Annotated in this window: 18 protein-coding genes and 1 pseudogene; 10 read left to right on the top strand and 9 right to left on the bottom strand. The window is 71.9% G+C overall.

Features of this window, described 5'->3' with window-relative positions; translation table 11 throughout:
- Positions 1 to 116: 116 nt before the first annotated feature.
- Positions 117 to 554 carry an Lrp/AsnC family transcriptional regulator gene (locus tag FY549_RS08840; RefSeq protein ID WP_187614837.1) on the bottom strand — a complete coding sequence of 146 codons (438 nt, stop codon included), beginning with the start codon at positions 552 to 554 and terminating at the stop codon, positions 117 to 119.
- A 150-nt stretch (positions 555 to 704) separates the two neighbouring features.
- On the opposite strand from FY549_RS08840, the gene FY549_RS08835 reads away from it, so the two are divergent.
- The 3 genes and pseudogenes from FY549_RS08835 to FY549_RS16865 all read left to right on the top strand — a co-directional run.
- Positions 705 to 1,814, top strand: coding sequence for a thiamine pyrophosphate-dependent enzyme (locus FY549_RS08835; RefSeq protein WP_149084708.1), 1,110 nt, complete (start codon positions 705 to 707; stop codon positions 1,812 to 1,814).
- Positions 1,811 to 2,842 (top strand): alpha-ketoacid dehydrogenase subunit beta, encoded by a 1,032-nt coding sequence (locus tag FY549_RS08830; RefSeq protein WP_149084707.1) that lies wholly within the window; start codon positions 1,811 to 1,813, stop codon positions 2,840 to 2,842. Before FY549_RS08835 ends, FY549_RS08830 begins: the two co-directional genes overlap by 4 nt.
- Positions 2,839 to 3,024: pseudogene (locus tag FY549_RS16865) on the top strand (biotin/lipoyl-containing protein); the annotation flags it as partial. The gene FY549_RS08830 and the pseudogene FY549_RS16865, both read left to right, overlap by 4 nt.
- On the opposite strand, the gene FY549_RS16860 reads toward FY549_RS16865, so the two are convergent.
- Entirely contained in the window at positions 2,958 to 3,365 is a 408-nt protein-coding gene (locus FY549_RS16860; RefSeq protein WP_316247071.1) for a hypothetical protein, read from the bottom strand. The pseudogene FY549_RS16865 and the gene FY549_RS16860 overlap by 67 nt on opposite strands.
- Before the next feature lie 50 nt (positions 3,366 to 3,415).
- Between FY549_RS16860 and FY549_RS16855 the strand changes: the two genes are divergently transcribed.
- The 6 genes from FY549_RS16855 to paaZ all read left to right on the top strand — a co-directional run bounded on the left by FY549_RS16855 (position 3,416) and on the right by paaZ (position 10,780).
- A complete protein-coding gene (locus FY549_RS16855; protein WP_316247070.1) occupies positions 3,416 to 4,300 on the top strand; it encodes a dihydrolipoamide acetyltransferase family protein in 885 nt (294 codons plus the stop codon).
- Between the two features lie 132 nt (positions 4,301 to 4,432).
- The gene (locus FY549_RS08820; protein WP_149084706.1) at positions 4,433 to 5,752 is read left to right on the top strand and encodes an MFS transporter; all 1,320 of its coding nucleotides are present in this window, start codon (positions 4,433 to 4,435) and stop codon (positions 5,750 to 5,752) included.
- 118 nt (positions 5,753 to 5,870) lie between these two features.
- Positions 5,871 to 7,061, top strand: a complete 1,191-nt coding sequence (locus FY549_RS08815; RefSeq protein WP_149084705.1) for an acetyl-CoA C-acyltransferase — start codon at positions 5,871 to 5,873, stop codon at positions 7,059 to 7,061.
- The gene (locus FY549_RS08810) at positions 7,058 to 7,804 is read left to right on the top strand and encodes an enoyl-CoA hydratase/isomerase family protein (protein WP_200838977.1); all 747 of its coding nucleotides are present in this window, start codon (positions 7,058 to 7,060) and stop codon (positions 7,802 to 7,804) included. Before FY549_RS08815 ends, FY549_RS08810 begins: the two co-directional genes overlap by 4 nt.
- Positions 7,805 to 7,853: 49 nt before the next feature.
- Complete coding sequence (locus FY549_RS08805; RefSeq protein ID WP_149084704.1) at positions 7,854 to 8,681, top strand: 3-hydroxyacyl-CoA dehydrogenase family protein; 828 nt, start codon at positions 7,854 to 7,856, stop codon at positions 8,679 to 8,681.
- 14 nt (positions 8,682 to 8,695) lie between these two features.
- Positions 8,696 to 10,780, top strand: coding sequence for a phenylacetic acid degradation bifunctional protein PaaZ (paaZ, locus tag FY549_RS08800; protein ID WP_149084703.1), 2,085 nt, complete (start codon positions 8,696 to 8,698; stop codon positions 10,778 to 10,780).
- An 84-nt stretch (positions 10,781 to 10,864) separates the two neighbouring features.
- Here the strand turns inward: paaZ and FY549_RS08795 are convergent, their stop codons facing one another.
- The 7 genes from FY549_RS08795 to dhaK form a co-directional block, all read right to left on the bottom strand.
- Positions 10,865 to 11,473, bottom strand: coding sequence for a TetR/AcrR family transcriptional regulator (locus FY549_RS08795; RefSeq protein WP_149084702.1), 609 nt, complete (start codon positions 11,471 to 11,473; stop codon positions 10,865 to 10,867).
- 63 nt (positions 11,474 to 11,536) lie between these two features.
- Positions 11,537 to 12,853, bottom strand: a complete 1,317-nt coding sequence (gene paaK, locus FY549_RS08790) for a phenylacetate--CoA ligase PaaK (RefSeq protein ID WP_149086054.1) — start codon at positions 12,851 to 12,853, stop codon at positions 11,537 to 11,539.
- A 37-nt stretch (positions 12,854 to 12,890) separates the two neighbouring features.
- Entirely contained in the window at positions 12,891 to 13,319 is a 429-nt protein-coding gene (paaI, locus tag FY549_RS08785) for a hydroxyphenylacetyl-CoA thioesterase PaaI (protein ID WP_259614043.1), read from the bottom strand.
- A gap of 102 nt (positions 13,320 to 13,421) precedes the next feature.
- On the bottom strand, positions 13,422 to 14,693 hold the full coding sequence (locus FY549_RS08780) for a sensor domain-containing protein (RefSeq protein ID WP_149084701.1): 1,272 nt from the start codon (positions 14,691 to 14,693) through the stop codon (positions 13,422 to 13,424).
- A 182-nt stretch (positions 14,694 to 14,875) separates the two neighbouring features.
- Complete coding sequence (gene ptsP, locus FY549_RS08775; protein ID WP_149084700.1) at positions 14,876 to 17,422, bottom strand: phosphoenolpyruvate--protein phosphotransferase; 2,547 nt, start codon at positions 17,420 to 17,422, stop codon at positions 14,876 to 14,878.
- A complete protein-coding gene (gene dhaL / locus FY549_RS08770) occupies positions 17,419 to 18,060 on the bottom strand; it encodes a dihydroxyacetone kinase subunit DhaL (RefSeq protein ID WP_149084699.1) in 642 nt (213 codons plus the stop codon). Before dhaL ends, ptsP begins: the two co-directional genes overlap by 4 nt.
- Positions 18,060 to 19,052 carry a dihydroxyacetone kinase subunit DhaK gene (gene dhaK, locus FY549_RS08765; protein ID WP_149084698.1) on the bottom strand — a complete coding sequence of 331 codons (993 nt, stop codon included), beginning with the start codon at positions 19,050 to 19,052 and terminating at the stop codon, positions 18,060 to 18,062. Before dhaK ends, dhaL begins: the two co-directional genes overlap by 1 nt.
- A gap of 149 nt (positions 19,053 to 19,201) precedes the next feature.
- On the opposite strand from dhaK, the gene FY549_RS08760 reads away from it, so the two are divergent.
- On the top strand, positions 19,202 to 19,969 hold the full coding sequence (locus FY549_RS08760) for an IclR family transcriptional regulator (RefSeq protein WP_149084697.1): 768 nt from the start codon (positions 19,202 to 19,204) through the stop codon (positions 19,967 to 19,969).
- Positions 19,970 to 19,972 lie beyond the last annotated feature (3 nt).

The raw sequence follows: 19,972 nt of genomic DNA, 5'->3' as shown, positions 1-19,972 counted from the left end.
GAATATATTGGTCAGATCGCTGTGCAACATATTGGCGAGCTTTGTGGGCCAGATATCCGTCGATGTCCTTCGCCGACAGGCCACCGCCCACCAGCCCAGACTGGCCTGCGGCACCGTCACGCCCGGTCGTAGTCCTCGAAGATCAGAATCGTCCGGGTCGAGCGGATCGACGGAATCGCCTGGATGTCCTCCAGCACGATCCGGCGCAGGTCGCGGGCGTCGTTGGCGCGCACGAGCAGCAGCACGTCGAAGTCGCCGCCGACGAGAGCCATGTGCTCGATCTCCGGGATCGCGCGAAGCCTCGCGCTCACCTCTTGCCACGTGGCCTGCTCGATCGCGAGCGTGACGTAGGCACTCGCGTGATGCCCGAGCAGCACGGGGTCGGTGCGCACCGTGTACCCCGTGATCACCCCGGTATCGGTGAGCCGCTTGATGCGCGCGTGCGCTCCGGCACGGGAGATGTGCACCGCCTCGGCGATCGCGGTCATGGACGCGCGCGCATCCCGCCGCAGCTCCGTGAGTATTGCGCGATCCGTTTCGTCCAGCGCTGCCATGGCACCCCTCTCGCTTCCGGGAAATCCTGACACTTCGGAGGCAATTGTGGCATGCAAAGAGCAATCGTCCACGATTGCATGAGGGATCTTGGATGACTGTCGCACGAGCGGCATGCTGTCCTCATCGAGTTCGGCAAGGAAGGCGGACGGATGCTCCCCCACGACATGCTCCCGCGGGACACCGCGGTACGACTGATCGCCGAGGACGGGACCACCCTCCCCGACGACACCTACTCGCTCCCCGCGGAGGACGTGCTGCTCGCGGCTTACCGCGGCCTCGTCGAAGGCCGCCGCATCAACGATCAGGCTGGCGCCCTCGTGCGCCAGGGCCGTCTCGCGGTGTACCCGTCGTCGCACGGGCAGGAGGCCTGTCAGGTCGCCGCGGCGATGGTGCTCGGCGACGCCGACTGGCTCTTCCCCACCTACCGCGATTCGGTCGCCGTGATCGCCCGCGGTGTCGCGCCCGCGGAGGCGATGGTGCTCCTCAAGGGCGACTGGCACTCCGGCTACGACGTCCGCGCGCACCGTGTCGCCCCGCAGGCCACTCCGCTCGCGACCCAGCTCCTGCACGCGGTCGGCTTCGCGCAGGCGGCTAAACATCGCGGGGAGGACACCGTCGTGCTCGCGCTCTGCGGCGACGGCGCGACGAGCGAGGGCGACTTCCACGAGGCGATGAACTTCGCCGCCGTCTTCCACGTCCCCGTCGTGTTCTTCGTGCAGAACAACGAGTTCGCGATCTCCGTCCCCCTCTCCCGCCAGACCGCCGCCCCTTCCCTGGCCCACAAGGCGATCGGCTACGGCATGCCGGGCCAGCGTGTGGACGGGAACGACGTCGCCGCGGTCCTCGCGGTGCTCACGGAGGCCGTCGACCGGGCCCGCGCCGGGGGCGGCCCCTCCCTCGTCGAGGCGCACACGTACCGCATGCAGGCGCACACCAACGCCGACGATGACACCAGATACCGCGAACGCGAAGAGGTGCAGGCCTGGCTCGCCCGCGATCCGCTGCTCCGCCTGCGCGCGCACCTCACCGCGACCGGCGCTCTGGACGACGAGGCCGAGAAGCGTTTCGCGACCGGCGCGGAGGAGATCGCCGCCGCCATGCGCACCGCTCTCAACACCGACGCGCAGCTCGACCCGGAAGACCTGTTCCGCTTCGTGACAGCGACCCCCTCACCGCAGCGTGAGCAGCAGTGGCATCTCCTCCGCGACGAGCTCGCCCGCTCTCTCCCCGCGGAGACGACGACCGGAGGCCCCCGATGACCATCGCCGAGCACGAGACCCCCGTCGCTGCCACGGGCGCCGACACCGCGACGACCATGACCATGGCCGCGGCCCTCAATCGGGCCCTCGCCGACGCCCTCGCGGCCGACGCCGACGTGGTCGTGTTCGGAGAGGATGTCGGGGCCCTGGGCGGGGTCTTCCGGATCACCGACGGGCTCACCGCCCGCTTCGGCGAGGACCGCTGTTTCGACACCCCGCTCGCGGAGTCCGGCATCATCGGCACCGCTGTCGGCATGGCGATGAACGGGATGCGCCCCGTGGTCGAGATGCAGTTCGACGCCTTCGCCCTCCCCGCGTTCGAGCAGATCGTCAGCCACGTCGCCAAGCTCGGCAACCGCACCCGCGGCGGCATGCGCATGCCGCTCGTGATCCGCATTCCCTTCGGCGGCGGCATCGGCGGAGTCGAGCACCACTGCGACTCCTCCGAGGCGTACTACGCGCACACCCCCGGACTCACGGTCGTGAGCCCGTCCACGCCCCAGGACGCATACTCCCTGCTCCGCGCGGCCATCGACTCCCCCGATCCGGTGGTCTTCCTGGAGCCCAAGAAGCTCTACTGGTCGAAGGGCGAGGTCGATACCGCGGTGACGGCGGAGATCGGCTCCGCGCGCATCGCCAGGGACGGCACCGACGTGACCCTCCTCGCCTACGGCGCCTCCGTTCCGCTCGCCCTCGAGGCGGCGGAGGTCGCCGCGGGCGAAGGCCGCAGCGTGCAGGTGGTCGACGTGCGCTCCCTGTCCCCCTTCGACGACGAGACCGTGACCGCAGCCGTGCGTTCCACGGGCCGGGCCGTCGTGATCGCCGAGGCGCCCGGCTTCGCCAGCGTCGCGTCCGAGATCCAGGCCCGGGTGTTCGAGCGCTGCTTCGAGTACCTGGAGGCACCGGTGCGACGCGTGACCGGATTCGACACCCCCTACGCGCCCCCGAAGTTCGAGCACTGGTACTTGCCCGACGTCGACCGCGTGCTCGACGCGATCGACACGCTGCACTGGGAGGACGACGCATGAGCACGCCTGTGAAGACCGCGACCCGCGTGTTCCACCTTCCCGATCTCGGTGAGGGGCTGACCGAGGCGGGCCTCGTGCAGTGGCTGGTGGCCGTCGGCGACACGATCACGACCGATCAGGCGATCGCCGAGGTCGAGACCGCGAAGAGCGTCGTCGAACTGCCCTCGCCGTTCGCGGGGGTCGTGACCGCGCTGCACGGCACGCCCGGCGACACCATCGACGTCGGCGCCCCGGTGCTCGAGGTCGCCGACCCGGGCGGCGAGGAGACCGCGTCCGCGCCGCAGACCCCCGGCGCGCAGGCCGAGCACGAGGCGTACCGGCAGGAGGAACGCGCGGGATCGGGCAACGTCCTCATCGGGTACGGCACCTCCGCATCAGCCTCGACCGGGCGCCGCCGTCGTCCGGCGGCGCGCCCCCACTGCGGCGGCGCCTTCCGTCCCGGCGCCCGCTTCTTCGGCCGCGCTCGCGTCTCGCGGCCCCGCAACTCCACCGGCACCGGCACCGGCGCTCCAGCCTTCGACACCCCGCGCCGACGGAGCGAAGCCCGCTCCGGTCGCCGTCCGCTCCCCGCTCGTGCGCCGCCTCGCCCGCGACCTCGGCCTCGACGTGCACGCCATCACCCCGAGCGGCGCGGACGGCGCGATCACCCGTGCCGACGTGCTCCGCGCCGCCGTGGACCACGCCGTCGACGGCGTCAGCGCGCATCCGTCCGCGACGGCCGCTCCGGTGCCGGACCCGACCCCAGGCACCGACATCGACGGCCTCCCGGTCCGCAGCAGGGAGCGCCTGTCCCCCCTGCGCCGCACGGTGAGTGCCCGTCTCGCCCGCAGCCGATCAGAGATCCCGGAGGCCACGGTGTGGGTCGACGTCGACGCCACCGACCTCTGGAACCTCCGCGGTCGGATGGCTCCCGACGGCGGGACGGCCCCGTCGATCACCGCGCTGCTCGCGCGGTTCGTTCTCCTCGCGCTCGAGGACTACCCCGTGCTCGCGTCGCGGCTCAGCGACGACGGCTCCGAGCTGATCTCGTTCGACGGCGTCAACCTCGGCGTCGCGACCGACACCGAACGCGGCCTCCTCGTCCCGGTCGTCGCGCACGCGCACCGACTCACGGTCAACGACCTCGACGCGACCCTGCGCGAGCTCGCCGGCACTGCGCGCGCCGGCACACTGCCGCCCGAGCGGCTCCGGGGATCGACCTTCACCCTCAACAACTACGGCGGGCTCGGGGTCGACGGCTCTGCGGCGATCATCAACCACCCGGATGTCGCGATCCTCGGCATCGGCCGGATCATCGAGCGGCCGTGGGTCGTGGAGGGAGCGATCGTGCCGCGGCGCATCGTCCAGCTCTCGCTCGTGTTCGACCACCGTGTCTGCGACGGCGGATACGCGGCGGGATTCCTGCGCCGCGTGGTGGAGCTCATCGAGCACCCACTGCGCGCCTTCGGGCGGGTCTGAGCACCACGTGCGCGGCGAACCCTCGTGAGCGGGGCGTCGATGCGCTACGCTCGGCGATTACTGACCGATCATTCGGTAAGTCATCGCCGACGTACCCGCGTCGACGCCCCCTCGCAGAACAACGGAGTTCGCATGACCTCAGCCACCGCAGCCGCATCGTCGACCGGAAGGATGCCCGCCGAGGAGCGGCGCGTCCTCGCCGGCACCCTCGTGGGGACGTCGATCGAATGGTACGACTTCTTCATCTACGCCCAGGCGGCGGGCCTCGTGCTCGCCCCGCTCTTCCTCGCCCCCATCGCGGAGTCGAGCCCCGGGCTCGCTCAGGTGCTCTCCTTCGCGACCATCGGCATCTCGTTCCTGTTCCGCCCGCTCGGGGCGATCATCGCCGGCCACCTCGGTGACAAGCTCGGCCGGAAGAAGATGCTCGTCTTCACTCTCGTGATGATGGGGCTGTCCACCTCCCTCATCGGCGTGCTGCCGACGTACGCCGCCATCGGCGTCGCCGCGCCCATCCTGCTCATCCTCCTGCGCATCCTGCAGGGCTTCTCGGCCGGCGGCGAGTGGGGCGGTGCCGCCCTGATGGCCGTCGAGCACGCCCCGTCGGCGCGCCGCGGACTGTTCGGCGCGTTCCCGCAGATCGGCGTGCCGGTCGGCATGATCCTCGCCACGTTCACGCTCTGGGCCCTCACCAGCTCGATGTCACCCGAGGCCTTCCTGGAGTGGGGCTGGCGCATCCCCTTCCTGCTCTCCATCGTGCTGATCGCCGTCGGTTACGTCATCCGCCGCGCCGTCGACGAGAGCCCCGTGTTCGAGGACCTCCGTCGCCGCCGCAAGGAGGCCTCGGCCCCGCTCGGACAGCTCTTCCGCTCCCACACCAAGCAGGTCGTGCTCACGGCGGTGATCTTCATCGCCAACAACGCCGCGGGCTACCTCCTGATCGCCTTCTTCGCGACCTACGCGGTGACGGCCCTCGGAATGGAGCGCCCGCCCGTGCTGCTCGCGACCACGCTCGCCTCGTTCGGCTGGCTGATCTTCACCCTGTGGGGCGGAGCACTGTCCGATCGCCTCGGCCGCATCCGCACGTTCCAGATCGGCTACGTCGCCCTGGCGGTCTGGGCGATCCCGATGTGGTTCCTCATCGACACCGCGAACATCGTCTGGTACTTCGTCGCCCTGTTCGTCATGACCTTCGCGCTCGGGCTGTCCTACGGCCCGCAGGCGGCGCTGTATGCCGAGATGTTCCCCGCGAACGTGCGCTACTCGGGCGTCTCGATCGGCTATGCGCTCGGCGCCATCCTCGGCGGGGCCTTCGCGCCGATGATCGCGGAGGCGCTGCTGAACCAGTTCCACGCCGCGTGGACGATCGGCGTCTACATCGCGGTCGCGTCGATCATCTCGCTCATCGGCGTCTCGCTGGTGAAGGAGACGAAGGGCGTGGATCTCAGCGTCTGAGGCGTCTCCGGGATCGCGGCCGGCCGTGTGCCTGTGCCATAATTACCTTACGATCGGTCAGTAATTCACGACCGGCCGCTCCCGGACCACACCAGGACGACGAAGTCAGGAGATCCGCATGCCAGAGGCCTACCTCGTCGGAGGGGTCCGCACCCCGGTCGGCCGCTACGGCGGCGCGCTCTCCGCCGTCCGTCCTGACGACCTCGCGGCTCTCGTCGTCGGCGAGGCTGTGCGCCGCGCCGGCCTCGACCCGGCGCGTACGGAGCTGGACGAGGTCATCCTCGGCGCCGCCAACCAGGCGGGTGAGGACAATCGGAACGTCGCCCGGATGGCCGTGCTCCTCGCCGGCCTCCCCGACACCGTGCCCGGCATCACGGTCAACCGCCTCTGCGCGTCCGGGATGTCGGCGGTCACGATGGCCGCACAGGCGATCCGTGCGGGCGACGCCGATCTCCTCGTCGCCGGAGGCGTCGAGTCCATGACCCGCGCCCCCTGGGTGCAGGCGAAGCCGGAGAAGGCGTGGGCGAAGCCCGGCGCCGCCTATGACACCTCCATCGGCTGGCGCTTCCCGAACCCGCGCCTGGCGGCCCGCGACAAAGCCACCTTCACGATGCCCGAGACCGCGGAGGAGGTCGCCCGCGTCGACGGCATCACGCGCGCCGACGCCGACGCCTTCGCCGTGCGCTCACAGCAGCGCGCCGCCGCCGCGATCGCCGCGGGCCGCTTCGCCGCTGAGATCGTCGGCGTGGCGGTCCGCGACGGCGAGATGCTCGTCGACGAGGGCCCGCGTCCCGACACGACCCTCGAGGTCCTCGCACGCCTGCGGCCCGTCGTCGCCGGAGGCGAGGTCGTCACCGCCGGCAACTCCAGCGCGCTCAACGACGGCGCCTCGGCGGTGGTCGTGGCGAGCGCCGAAGCCGTCGAGCGCCACGGCCTGACGCCCCGCGCCCGGATCGTCGTCGGCACCTCCGTCGCTCTGGCCCCCGAGATCATGGGGCTCGGGCCGGTCCCGGCGACGGAGAAGGCGCTGCGACGTTCGGGGCTCTCCCTGGACGACATCGGTGCCATCGAGCTGAACGAGGCCTTCGCCTCGCAGTCGCTCGCCTGCATCCGGCGACTCGGGCTCGACGAGGCCCGCGTGAACGCCGACGGCGGGGCCATCGCCCTCGGCCACCCGCTCGGCTCGTCCGGCTCCCGCCTGCTCGTGACGCTGATGGGACGCATGGAGCGCGAGGACTCCCGCTACGGCCTCGCCACCATGTGCGTCGGCGTCGGCCAGGGCGCGGCCGTGATCCTGGAGAAGGTGTGAGCGGGGCGGACGAGCCGCTGCTCGTCACCCGCACCGCGGATCGCGTCGTCGCGACCCTGAACCGCCCCCACAAGCGCAACGCGATCGACCAGGCCACCGTCGACGCCCTGCACGCGCTGTGCGCCGAGCTGGAGGAGACGCCGCGCACCCTCATCCTCACCGGCGCCGACGGCGTGTTCGCGGCGGGCGCCGACATCGCCCAGCTGCGGGACCGTCGCGCCGACGACGCGCGTCGCGGCATCAACGCCCATGCCTTCGTCCGCGTCGCGGAGCTGCCGATGCCGGTGATCGCCGCGATCGACGGCTACGCCCTCGGCGGCGGGGCGGAGCTCGCCTACGCGGCCGACATCCGCCTCGCGACGCCGGCGCTGAAGATCGGCAACCCGGAGACCGGCCTCGGCATCCTCGCCGCCGCCGGAGCGAGCTGGCGGCTCAAGGAGATCGTGGGCGACGCTCGCGCCATTGAGCTGCTGCTCACGGGCCGGACCGTGGACGCCGAGGAAGCCCTCCGCATCGGACTCGTCTCGTCGCTGCACGAGGTCGCCGACCTCCTCGACGCTGCGCACGCCGTCGCCGACCGCATCGCCCGCAATGACACGGCAGCGACCATCGCGACCAAGCGGGTCTTCCGGGCGCCGCGCGACCAGCACCCTGCGGTCGACCTCGAGGAGCAGGCCACGCTCTTCGAGAGCCCGGAGAAGCACCGGCGCATGACCGCCTTCCTGGAACGGAGAGACCGATGAGCACGCCCTCCTCCCCTCCCCCGATCCCTCCGCCCCCGCGCACGTCGGCGTGCTCGGCGGCGGTCGCATGGGCGCGGGCATCGCGCACGCGTTCCTCCTCGCCGGCTCCCATGTCACCGTGGTCGAGCGCGACGACGACGCTGCCGCGGCAGCCGCGGGACGCGTGAACCGGTCGGTCGACGCATCGGTCTCCCGGGGCACGGCGTCCGAGACGGCCGACGCGTACCGCGAACGGTTCGCGACCGGGACGGATGCCGCGCTCTTCGCCGACTGCGCCCTCGTCGTCGAGGCCGTGCCCGAGGAACTCTCCCTGAAGATCGATGCGCTCACCCGCGTCGAGCGGCATCTCGCGCCGGACGCCGCCCTGGCGTCCAACACCTCGTCCATCTCGATCGACGACCTCGCGGCCGTGCTCGACCGCCCCGCCCGCTTCCTCGGGATGCACTTCTTCAACCCCGTGCCCGCCTCCACCCTCGTGGAGGTCGTGCGCGGCGCCGCAACCGCAGAGCCCCTCGTCGCGGACGCTGCCTCCTGGGTCCGCACGCTGGGGAAGACGCCCATCGTCGTCGCCGACGCCCCCGGGTTCGCGTCGTCACGCCTGGGCGTCGCCCTGGGACTCGAGGCGATCCGGATGCTCGAGGACGGCGTGGCCGATGCCGACGACATCGACGCGGCCATGACTCTCGGCTACAAGCACCCGGTCGGGCCGCTCCGGCTCACCGACATCGTCGGGCTGGACGTCCGGCTCGGCATCGCCGAGTACCTCGCGGCGCACCTCGGCCCGCGCTTCGAACCTCCGGCATTGCTGCGCCGCCTCGTCGCCGAGGGACACCTCGGACGCAAGAGCGGGCGCGGCTTCTACGAATGGGACGACTGATGAAGGGAACCCCGATGACCGAGATCCTCCCCAGCTACGTGCGGGGCTCCTGGTGGACGCCCACCGCCGACGCGGATGCCACCGAGGTGCGCGACGCCTCGACCGGGGAGACGGTCGCCCGCGTCTCCACCTCCGGCCTCGACCTCGGCGCGGCGCTCGACTACGCCCGCACCACCGGCCAGGCGGCGCTCGGGGAGCTCACGTTCCATCAGCGCGCGGTGCTGCTCAAGCAGCTCGCCCTCGCCCTCACCGCCCGCAAGGAGGAGCTGTACGCGCTCTCCAGCCGCACCGGCGCCACGGCGCAGGACTCCTGGGTCGACATCGACGGCGGCATCGGCGTGCTCTTCGCCTACTCCAGCAAGGGCCGCCGGGAGCTGCCGAACGCGAAGGTCTACGTCGACGGCGCCGTGGAGAACCTGTCGCGCGACGGCTCCTTCCTCGGCCGGCACATCTACACGCGACTGCCCGGCGTGGCGGTGCAGATCAACGCCTTCAACTTCCCCGTCTGGGGGTCGCTGGAGAAGTTCGCGCCGGCCTTCCTCGCGGGCGTCCCGACGATCGTGAAGCCCGCCACCCCCACCGGCTACCTCACCGAGGCCATGGTGCGGGTGATGGTCGAGTCGGGGCTGCTGCCCGAGGGGTCGCTGCAACTCGTGTCCGGCAGCGTGCCCGACCTCTTCGAGCACCTCCGCCTCGGCGACCTCGTGGCGTTCACCGGGTCCGCGTCGACCGCGGAGCGGCTGCGGGCGCACGACGCGGTGCAGACCGGCGGCGTCCGGTTCACGAGCGAGACCGACTCGATCAACGCCTCGGTCCTCGGCACGGATGCGGCCGCCGGCACGCCGGAGTTCGACGCCTACGTGAAGCAGCTCGTCGCGGAGATGACATCGAAGGCCGGTCAGAAGTGCACCGCGATCCGGCGGGCGATCGTGCCGGAGGAGGCGGTCGACGACGTGATCGCCGCCGTGCGCGAGCGGCTCGCCTCGCGGATCGTCGTGGGCGACCCGCGCGCCGAGGGCGTGACGATGGGACCGCTCGCCTCGATGGCCCAGCGCGACGAGGTGCTCCGGCAGGTGGCACGTCTGCGGGAGGGCGGAGGCGAGCTCGTGATCGGCTCCCCCGAGACCCCGACGGTCCGCCGTGCGGACGGCAGCGAGGGCCCGGCGGAGGACGGCGCGTTCGTGGCGCCGATGCTCCTGCGCTTCGCCGATGCGACGAGCCCGGCCGTGAACGAGATCGAGGCGTTCGGCCCCGTGTCCAGCATCCTCGGCTATCGCACGCTCGACGAGGCGGCGGCACTCGTGGCCCGCGGCGGCGGCTCCCTCGTGACGAGCGTCGCGACGCACGACCCGGAGGTCGCGACCACGCTCGCCGCGGGGATCGCCGCGTACAACGGTCGCGTGCTCTTCCTCGACCGCGACGACGCCCGCAGCTCGACAGGCCACGGCTCCCCGCTCCCGAACCTCGTGCACGGCGGTCCCGGCCGCGCGGGCGGCGGCGAGGAGCTCGGCGGCATCCGCGCGGTGCTGCATCACATGCAGCGCACGGCGGTGCAGGGCTCCCCGGAGATGATGACCGCACTCACGGGCGTCTGGCACCAGGGAGCCTCGGCCCGTCCGTTCGACACGGGCGACGGCGTGCACCCCTTCCGCAAGTCGCTGGCGGAGCTGCGGATCGGCGATCAGGTCGTCAGCCCCTCGCGCACCGTCACCCTCGACGATATCGAGACGTTCGCGGCGTTCACCGGTGACACCTTCTACGCGCACATGGATGAGACGTCGGCGGCGGCGAACCCGTTCTTCCCCGGGCGCGTGGCCCACGGCTACCTGCTCGTGTCGTGGGCGGCCGGCCTCTTCGTCGATCCAGCTCCCGGTCCGGTGCTCGCGAACTCCGGGCTGGAGAACCTGCGCTTCGTGACCCCGGTCTCCCCCGGCGACGAGATCCGCGTCGAACTCACCGCCAAGCAGATCACACCGCGGGAGACCGACGAGTACGGCGAGGTGCGCTGGGACGCGGTCCTGAAGAACCAGGACGACGAGCTCGTCGCGACGTACGACGTGCTGACCCTCGTCGCGAAGGAGCTCACTCCCGCCGCCTAGTTCCCCGAGCCCCCGGTTATCGTCCAGGCCCCGCCCTTCCCACGCGGATACGGCGGGGCCTCGACGCGAAGACGGGGACGCGGGTCAGGGGTGGCGGAGGCCGTCGAGAGCGATCGCGACGACGTCGTCCGCGAGACGATCGGCACCCTCGCGACCGCCGGGGCGGTACCACTCGACGATGGAGTTGATCATGCCGAACGTCAGGCGGGCGACGACGGCCGCGTCGATGTCGGAGCGCAGGGCGCCCTCGGCCTGAGCCTCGGCGACCAGGGCCGTGATGCGACGGTCGAACGCCCGCCGCCGTGTGAGGGCACGGCGCTCCACGTCGGTGTTCCCGCGCACGCGCAGCAGCAGTGTCACGGCGGGGAGCTGCTCCACCAGCACGTGCACGGCACCGCGGAGCACGTGCTCCAGGCGGGCGACGGCGTCGGCGGGTCCTTCGCTGTCCGGGAGGGGCGCGTCGACCACGGCCTCCAGCCCGCTGAGGGCGCTGTCGAGGGCCCGGTCGAGGATCTCGTCCTTGGACCCGAAGTGATGGTAGATCGCCGACTTCGACAGCCCGAGACGCTCGGCGAGCATCCCGATCGAGGTCGCGTCGTAGCCGTGCTCGTTGAAGGCGGCCACCGCGACGGCGAGGATCCCCTGCTGGTCGTACCCGGGGCGGCCGCGCCGCGTGGTCTGCATCTCGGACATCCCCCTCAGTCTCGCACCGCCCGCCGCGCTCGTCGCGGAGGTCGCCGCCGAGATCCCCGCGTGTCAGCGGAGGTCGTAGACGCGCTTGTACTTACCCTCGCTGCGCGGCAAGGTGCCCGGTTCCTCCAGCCGCACGGCGACCGACGAGCCGATGAACACCTTGATCCGCTGCACCAGCACCTGGGCCGCCGCCTCGCAGGTCTCCACGGAGAGGTCGGGGTGGCGCTCGATGCGCACGGTCAGCGCGTCCATCCGGCCCTCCTTCGTCAGCTCCAGGATGAAGTGCGGCGTGAGCTGCTCGATGCCGAGGACCAGCTCCTCGATCTGCGTCGGGAAGAGGTTGACGCCGCGCAGGATGATCATGTCGTCGTTGCGGCCGGTCACCTTCTCCATCCGCCGCATCCCGGGACGCGCGGTGCCAGGGAGCAGACGCGTGATGTCCCGCGTGCGATACCGGATGACGGGGAAGGCCTCTTTGGTGAGCGAGGTGAAGACGAGCTCCCCCCGCTCGCCATCCGGGAGCGCCTGCAGGGTGTCGCCGTCGATGACCTCCGGCAGGAAGTGGTCCTCCCACACATGCGGACCGTCCTTGGTCTCCAGGCACTCGTTGCCGACACCCGGCCCCATGACCTCGCTGAGCCCGAAGATGTCGAGGGCGTCGAGGGCGAGCCGCTGTTCCAGCTCGTGCCGCATCTCGTTGGTCCACGGCTCCGCCCCCAGCACCGCGACCTTGAGCGAGGTCGACCGCGGGTCGATGCCCTGTGCCGCCATCGCGTCCGCGATGGTCAGCAGATAGCTCGGCGTGCACAGGATCGCGTCCGGCTCGAAGTCGCGGATGAGCTGCACCTGCCGCGCGGTCTGCCCGCCCGACATGGGGATCACGGTCGCCCCCAGCGCCTCGATCCCGGCATGGGCACCCAGGCCGCCCGTGAACAGGCCGTAACCGTAGGCATTGTGCACCTTCATGCCGCGGCGGATGCCGCTCGCTCGGAGCGAGCGCGCGACGAGAGTGCCCCAGCGGTCGAGGTCGCCGCGCGTGTACCCGACGACGGTGGGGCGACCGGTCGTGCCGCTGGACGCGTGAATGCGGGCGACGTCCGCCATCGGCACCGCGAACATCCCGAACGGGTACGTCTCGCGGAGGTCGTCCTTGGTGGTGAACGGCAGCCGGTGCACGTCGTCGAGCGTGCGGATGTCGTCCGGGTGGACCCCGGCCTCATCGAACTTGCGTGTGTAGAGAGGGACGTTCCGATAGGCGTGCTCCACGGTCCAGCGGAGGCGTTCGAGCTGGAGCCGCTCGATCTCGGCACGGCTCATCCGCTCCTCGGGGTCGAGTTCGTCGGCCGTCGGCGGGCGGAGGGCGGAGGCGGGGGCGGTCATCGTCGACACGGGGACTCCTCGGGGCGGGTGGTGGGGGTCAGAAGGTGCGGGAGGTGATGCGGGAACGCCCGCGGAACTCGGCGACGGTGTCGCCCTGGTCGTCTACGACCGTCACGTCGTACAGGCCCGAGCGACCGCTGCGGGTGCGGCGAACGGCGGTCGCCGTGAGGGTCTGCCCCGCGACGGTGGACTTGAGGAACGAGATGTCGGCGCCGGCGGCCACGGTCACCCGGTCGTCTTCGTTGCAGGCGATGGCGAAGGCCGTGTCGGCGAGCGCGAACACGAGGCCGCCGTGCGTGATGCGGAAGCCGTTGGTCATGTCCTCACGGACGCGCATCGACACGACCGCATGCCCGGGGTCGTCACGCTCCACAACGAGTCCGAGCATCGCCGATGCCTGGTCGCGCGCCATCATGGCCCGGTTCGGCCTCATGGCGTCGGCCGTGCCCATCGTCGTGTCCGTCATCGCCGACCTCCTCGTCGCGCAGGGACGGGACCACCTCGTCCCGTCCGCCCATAGTAACTGAACGATCGGTCAGTAACGCAAGGTGGCGGGACGACGGGCGACTCACTCGATCGCGAGCGGCGGCCAGAGGGTCGCATCCTCCACGGTGACCCCGGTGATGACGGCCGCGGGGTCCGCCGCATCACGATCGCCGCGGAAGCGGATGACGCCCCCGTCGCGCGTCGCCGACTGGTAGAAGTACTCCCCCGACGAGACGATGCGAATGAACGTGCCCTCCGGGAAGGCGGCAGTCGCCTCCGTCACCGGTGCACCGATGCGGACACCGCCCGTCGCGGGGAGGACGCCACCGTCGGGCTCGACGTCACCCTGCACGTTCGCGATCCCGGCGGTGACCGCTGCGAGCGTCGCGCCATCGTCCGTGAACTGCAGCAGGAGCGTGCTCGCGTCGTCCCCGCTCGTGAGGCGCACCAGGGTGTCCATGCCGCCGGCAGCCTGTCCGGTCGCCCCAGGGATCGCCGCCAGAGCCTCCTCGCGGGTCATGCCCAGTCGGAGCGGACCGACGCCCGTCGCGGTCATCTCCCATTCGTTCCACGGGGCGGCGGGGTCTGCAGTCTCCGGCGTCGGCGTCGCGGGCGGGGTGGCGGTCAGCTTCTCCACGAACGCGATCTTCGCTTCCCGCGCGCGATCGCTCAGGAGCAGCGCGGCCCGCTCGGCATCGAACTCCGACCCGTCCCTGGCCGGCTGCCACAGGTGCACGATGACATTCCCGACCGCGGCAAAGCCGTGGTGCGCGCGCCAGACGCTCTGCCCCGAGCCCATCTCCAGGGTTCCGGCGAACGCCCGGACGCCGTCCGCCTCCGGCGCGGCGACGGCGTCGAAGGTCCCCGCACCCTGCGCGTCGAACTGCACGCACTGCTCGACCGTGGCGAGGAGTTCGTCCATGCGTGCAGCGGCGATATCCTCAGACGGGAACTGCAGGATCTCCTGCTTCCCGCTCGCGCTCGTGTCGTCCTCGTCCAGCCACGGCACCGTCCGTGCGCCGATGCTGCCCATCGAGGCTTCCATGATCAGCAGCACGCAGACCGCCGGGGTGAACTCCGGTCCGCCGCCGTCGGAGTACTGCAGCAGCGTATCCTCGACCTCCGTCGCCGGAGGCGCGGAGGGAAGAAGGTCAGCGACCTCGGCGGGGGTGAGCGCGAACGCGTCGAGTTCGTCGCCGACGAAGGTGAGGGGCCCGGCGTAGGGCTCCGGCGTCGGCGTCTCGGGTGCCGGAGTCGCGGTGGCCGTCGGTGTCGCCTCCGGCGTCGCCGCGCATCCCGGGAGCACAACCAGCACTCCCGCCATCACCGCGGCGAGGAGTCCCGCTCCTCGCATCCCTCTTCTGTCCCGCACCGTCGCCGACATGCACCCTCCCGTGGTCGTGTGCGCCCCGAACGAGGCGCCCCCCAAGCGGAAGAGTAGCGGTCAGCTGCAGCGGCGGACCGGCCGCCGCCGACGTCGATACCTGAACGAGACCGAACCCATGCCGCTGACGGCATGTGCGGTGCCTCCCCGGCTCAGCGCGCGGCTCCGTCGTCGAGCACGAGAGCCGCACTGCGCCGTGCCTCCGCCGCGGTCGCCGCACCGCTTGCCGCCTCGGCAGCGCGCTGACAGACGTCGGATTCCACGGCGTCGAGAGCGGCCGCGACCCGCCCCAAAGCGCGCGGAGTCATCGACAACGAGGTCGCCCCGAGTCCGACGAGCACCGGAGCCAGCGCGGGGTCACCGGCCGCCTCCCCGCAGATCCCGACGGGCTTGCCCGCCGCCCTGCCCGCTGCGCCGACCGCCCCGATCAGTCTCAGGACCGCCGGCTGCCAGGCGTCGTTGAGGTCGGCGAGAGCACTCGACAGCCGGTCGGCGGCCAGCGTGTACTGCGCGAGATCGTTGGTTCCGAGGCTCACGAAGTCCACGACCTCGAACAGCTCGGCCGCCAGGAGCGCCGCTGCCGGAGTCTCGATCATGACCCCCGCTCTGTCGAGCCCCGCGGCACGGCATCTCACGGCGAAATCCGCGGCCTCGTCGACGGTGGCGACCATCGGCGCCATGACCTCCACGTCGGCGGACTCCGCATCGGCGGCCCTGGCGAGCGCGCGGAGCTGGTCGTCGAGCAGTGCGGGCCGGCGACGGGAGAGTCGCAGGCCGCGGACACCGAGCGCCGGGTTGTCCTCGTGCGCGTCGTTCGCGAACGGCAGGGGCTTGTCGCTCCCCGCGTCCAGCGTGCGGACGACCACCTTCCGCCCGGGGAACGCGCGGAGCACCCCGCGGTACGCGTCGACCTGCTCGTCGATGCCCGGCGCTTCCGCGCGGTCGAGGAAGCAGAACTCGGTGCGGAAGAGCCCGATTCCCTCGGCGTGCGCCGCGGCGGCGCTCTCGGCGTCGGAGGGCCCTCCGACGTTGGCCAGGAGCGGCACCCGCGTCCCGTCGGCGAGCCGCCCGCGCCCGTCGAAGGTGATGACGGCGGCCGCGGCCCTCGCCTCGGCGATCTCGGTCTCGTCCGGGTCGACGTGGATCGTGCCGTGGTCACCGTCGACGAGGAGCACGGCCCCCTCCGGGATGCCGGTGGCTCCGGCCACGCCGACGACGGCGGGAAGCCCCAGCGAGCGCGCGATGATCGCGGTGTGCGAGGTCGGCCCGCCGTGCTCCGTCACCAGGGCGACGCAGGTTCCGCCTTCCAGCGCCACCGTGTCGGCGGGAGCCAGGTCGACCGCGACGAGCACGAACGGCTCGTCGCGCTCGGGGATCCCCGGCAGGTCCACCCGGAGGATCTCGGCGATCATCCGGTCGCGGACGTCACGGATGTCGGCGGCGCGTTCCGCCATCCGCCCGCCGAGAGCTGCGAGCGCCGCCTCGTGCGTGGCGGACGTCTCCCAGACCGCCCGCGCCGCCGTGCGACCCTGCGAGCGCACGAGCGCGGTGGCCTCGGCGACGAGCTCCGGGTCGGAGGCCAGGAGCCGGGACGCGTCCAGGATCGCCCTCGCCTCTCCGTGCGTCCGTTCGGCACGCGATCGCAACTGATCGGCGACGGCGACCGCCGCCCACTCGATCGTGGAGGCCTCGGCCTCTCGCCCGTCCGGGGGAACGACGGTCTCGGCGTCGGGTTCCGGGAGTGCGGGCGCGAGCGACACGGCCGTCGCCGCGACCCGCCCTGGACTCACGCCGCGCCCCTGCAGCACCGCCCCCGGGACGACCGCGGGAGTCGGCTCGGGTGCCGCTCCGGCCGCTTCGTCAGCGGCGACAGGGGACGCTGACGCCGGCACCGGCCCGGTGGCGCTCTCGACGGTGTCCTCGCCCGCCGCGACGCCCTCCCCGAAGCCACCGTGGAACAGCGCGGCCAGGCGACCGATCGCGGCCTCCGCATCGACGCCCCGACCGGTGAGTTCGATCTCGACCCCCTGGCGCGCCCCGAGCGCGAGCAGCCGGGTGAGGCTTCCGGCCGCGGCTTCCGGCCCGTCCGGCAGGCGCCGCAGACGCACATCCGCTCCCGCCGCCGACTCCGCGATCAGCGCGGCGGGGCGGGCATGGATGCCGAGAGGGTTGCGCACCCGCACGCGACGGGACACGGTCTCCTCGGCCCCGTCCGGCGCGACCGAGGGGGCGTCCCCCGCGGACACCGGCGCCGATGCTCCCGTGGCGACCTGCGCGTGGGGCGGGGGAAGTTGTCCGGCTTTCGCTGCAAGAGCCGACGTCGCTTCCGCGGCGACCGTGTCGAGGTCGGCTCCCGCCGCAGCGGCCACGACCGCCGCGAGCAGACCCTCGACGAACGGTGCAGGTGCGAGTCGCACGGCCACGTCGCTGCTGCGCAGCTCCACGGCCAGTTCGGCGCTGAGCACGGCGGATCCGAGGTCCATGAGCACGAGCACGCCGTCGACGTCCGCGGCGAGAGCATCGATCGCCGCGGCCACCGCGACAGCATCCGTGCCGAGGATCGGCGTGCCCTCCGCGTCCTCCCCCGCCCCTGCCGCCACGCGGACCTGCACGCCGCCACCCGGCACCATCTGCAGAGCGAGTTCGAGGGCGGCCTCCCCGAGTCGCGCGCTGTGGGAGACGGCGACGATCCCGATCATCCGGCGTCCGCGAGGGCCGCGGCGAGCGTCTCGAAGAGGATCGCGGTGGACGCCGCCCCTGGGTCGAGATGGCCCGCGCTGCGCTCGCCGAGGTAGCTGGCCCGTCCCTTGCGGGCGACGAGCGGCACCGTGGCGTCCCGTCCCGTCGCAGCCGCGTCCGCGGCTGCTCGTGCGGCCTCCGCCGGGTCCGCTCCCCGGCGAGGGCCGCGTCGAACGCGTCGACCGCCGGGAGCCATCGCGTCGAACATCGTCTTGTCTCCCGCCTCGGGCTTGCCTCGCGCGACGATGCCCTCGAGTCCCGCCCGGAGGGACGCTGCGAGCGCAGGGCCGTCGAGCGTCGTCACCGCGCCGGCGGACATGCCCATGCGCAGGAAGAACGTTCCGTAGAGGGGCCCGCTCGCGCCGCCGACCGAGCTCACGAGCGTCATGCCCACGCTCTTGAGGAGCTCGTCGACGGTCGTCGGTGTCGCGGTGGAGAGCTTCTCCCCCACGGCCGCGAACCCTCGGGCCATGTTCGCACCGTGGTCGGCGTCACCGATCGCGGAGTCCAGTTCCGTGAGCCACTCCCGCTGCGCCGTCACTGCGTCGCGGTACCGGGAGACCCAATCGACGAGGACGTCGGTGCTGACGGCCGCCATCACGCGCCCCACCGCAGACCGGGGGTGTTCACGGGGGCATCCCACAGCCGGAGCAGCTCGTCATCGGCCTTCAGCACCGTGACCGAGCACCCGGCCATGTCGAGCGAGGTGATGTAGTTGCCGACCAGGTTCCGCGCGATCTGCACGCCGGACTTCTCCAGGATCGACGCGACCTCGCCGTACATGAGGTAGAGCTCGATCAGGGGCGTGGCGCCCATCCCGTTCAGCATGACGATCGCGGGGCCCGCGGCGTCGAGGTCGGCGAGGATCGGCTCGACGAGCTGCGAGGCGATCTCGGCGGCCGGGGCGAGGGGTTCGCGGTGCCGGCCCGGCTCACCGTGGATGCCGATGCCGATCTCCATCTGATCGTCCGGGAGGTCGAAGGTGGGCTTGCCCGCGGCGGGGACCGTGCAGCTCGTCAGCGCCATACCCATGGAGCGTCCCTGGCCGTTGATGCGCGTGGCGAGGTCGACGACGGAGGCGAGGTCGCGGCCTTCCTCCGCCGCCGCTCCCACGAGCTTCTCCAGCAGCACGGTGAGACCGACGCCCCGGCGCCCCGCCGTGTAGAGCGAGTCCTGGACCGCCACATCGTCGTCGACGACGACCGTGCCCACTTCGATCCCCTCCATGGCGGCGAGCTCGGCCGCCATCTCGAAGTTCAGCACGTCGCCCGTGTAGTTCTTCACGATGTGCAGCACGCCGGCGCCGCGGTCGACCGCCTGTGTGGCCACTTGGACGCGGTCGGGGGTGGGTGAGGTGAAGACCTCGCCGGCGACGGCCGCGTCGAGCATGCCGGTGCCGACATAGCCGCCGTGCAGCGGCTCATGGCCGGATCCGCCGCCCGACACGACCGCCACCTTGCCCTGCTCCTTGGGCGTCGCCCGGGTGATGACGTGGTTCTCCAGGTCGACGGAGAGTTCGGGGTGTGCGGCGGCGACGCCCTTCAGGGACTCGACGAGGACGTCCTCCGGGGCGTTGATGAGCTTCTTCATCCTGCGATCTCCTTTGATGCGGCGTGAGTCTCGAGCGAAAATCCGAAAAGGATTCGTCAATGTCGAATATGCTCGGGGCCTGCCGGGTTGTCAAGATCGATCCGGCGACCGGACCACCCGGCTCGACGACGACCGGAAGGAGGACGCGCATGATCCAGGCGATCGACCGCGCGGCGAAGATCCTCGACCTGCTCCAGGGCGCCCGCCACCTCGGCATCACCGACCTCTCCGAAGCCCTCAGCCTTCCCCCGTCGACGGTGCACGGCCTGGTGAAGTCCCTACGCGCGCACGGTCTCGTGGCGAAGGAACGCGGCGGACAGCGCTACATGCTCGGCCCCACCCTGCTGCGGCTCAGCAACGTGTACCTCGACACCCTGGACGTGCGGGCGCGCGCCATGCGCTGGACTCAGGAGCTGGCGCGACGCACCGGACTGTCCGTGCGCCTGGGCGCCCCCCACCTCACGGATGTCCTCGTCATCCATCACAACCTCCGGCCCGACGACAGCCCGCAGATGCTGGAGACCGGGATGGCGGTCCCCGCGCACGCCTCCGCGATGGGGAAGGTCCTCCTCGCGTACGACCAGGGTTTCCAGCGGAGCGTGCTGGCCGAGCCGCTGCGCAGCCTCACCGGCGATACCGTCACCGACGTCGCCCGCCTGACTCTCGAACTGCCCGTCATCGCGGAGCGCGGTATGGCGGGTGAGGCCGACGAGGCCGTTCTCGGCGAGTCGTCCCTCGCCGCCCCGATCGCCGACGCCTCGAACACGATCGTCGCCGCCGTGGCCGTCGTGCTGCCGACGTCAGAGGCACCGGCCTCCGAGGCGGTCGTGAACGCGCTCCGGGAAACGGCGCGGAACATCTCCCGCGAACTCGGCGCGACGACCTGGCCGCCGCCCGTGGCCCCGGCGGAGGACTGAGAG

The sequence above is a fragment of the Microbacterium sp. 1S1 genome, from assembly GCF_008271365.1.
In the GTDB taxonomy this organism is placed as follows: Bacteria; Actinomycetota; Actinomycetes; order Actinomycetales; family Microbacteriaceae; genus Microbacterium.
Note: the sequence above shows the minus strand (reverse complement) of the source record. Positions and strands in the feature narration are given on the sequence as shown.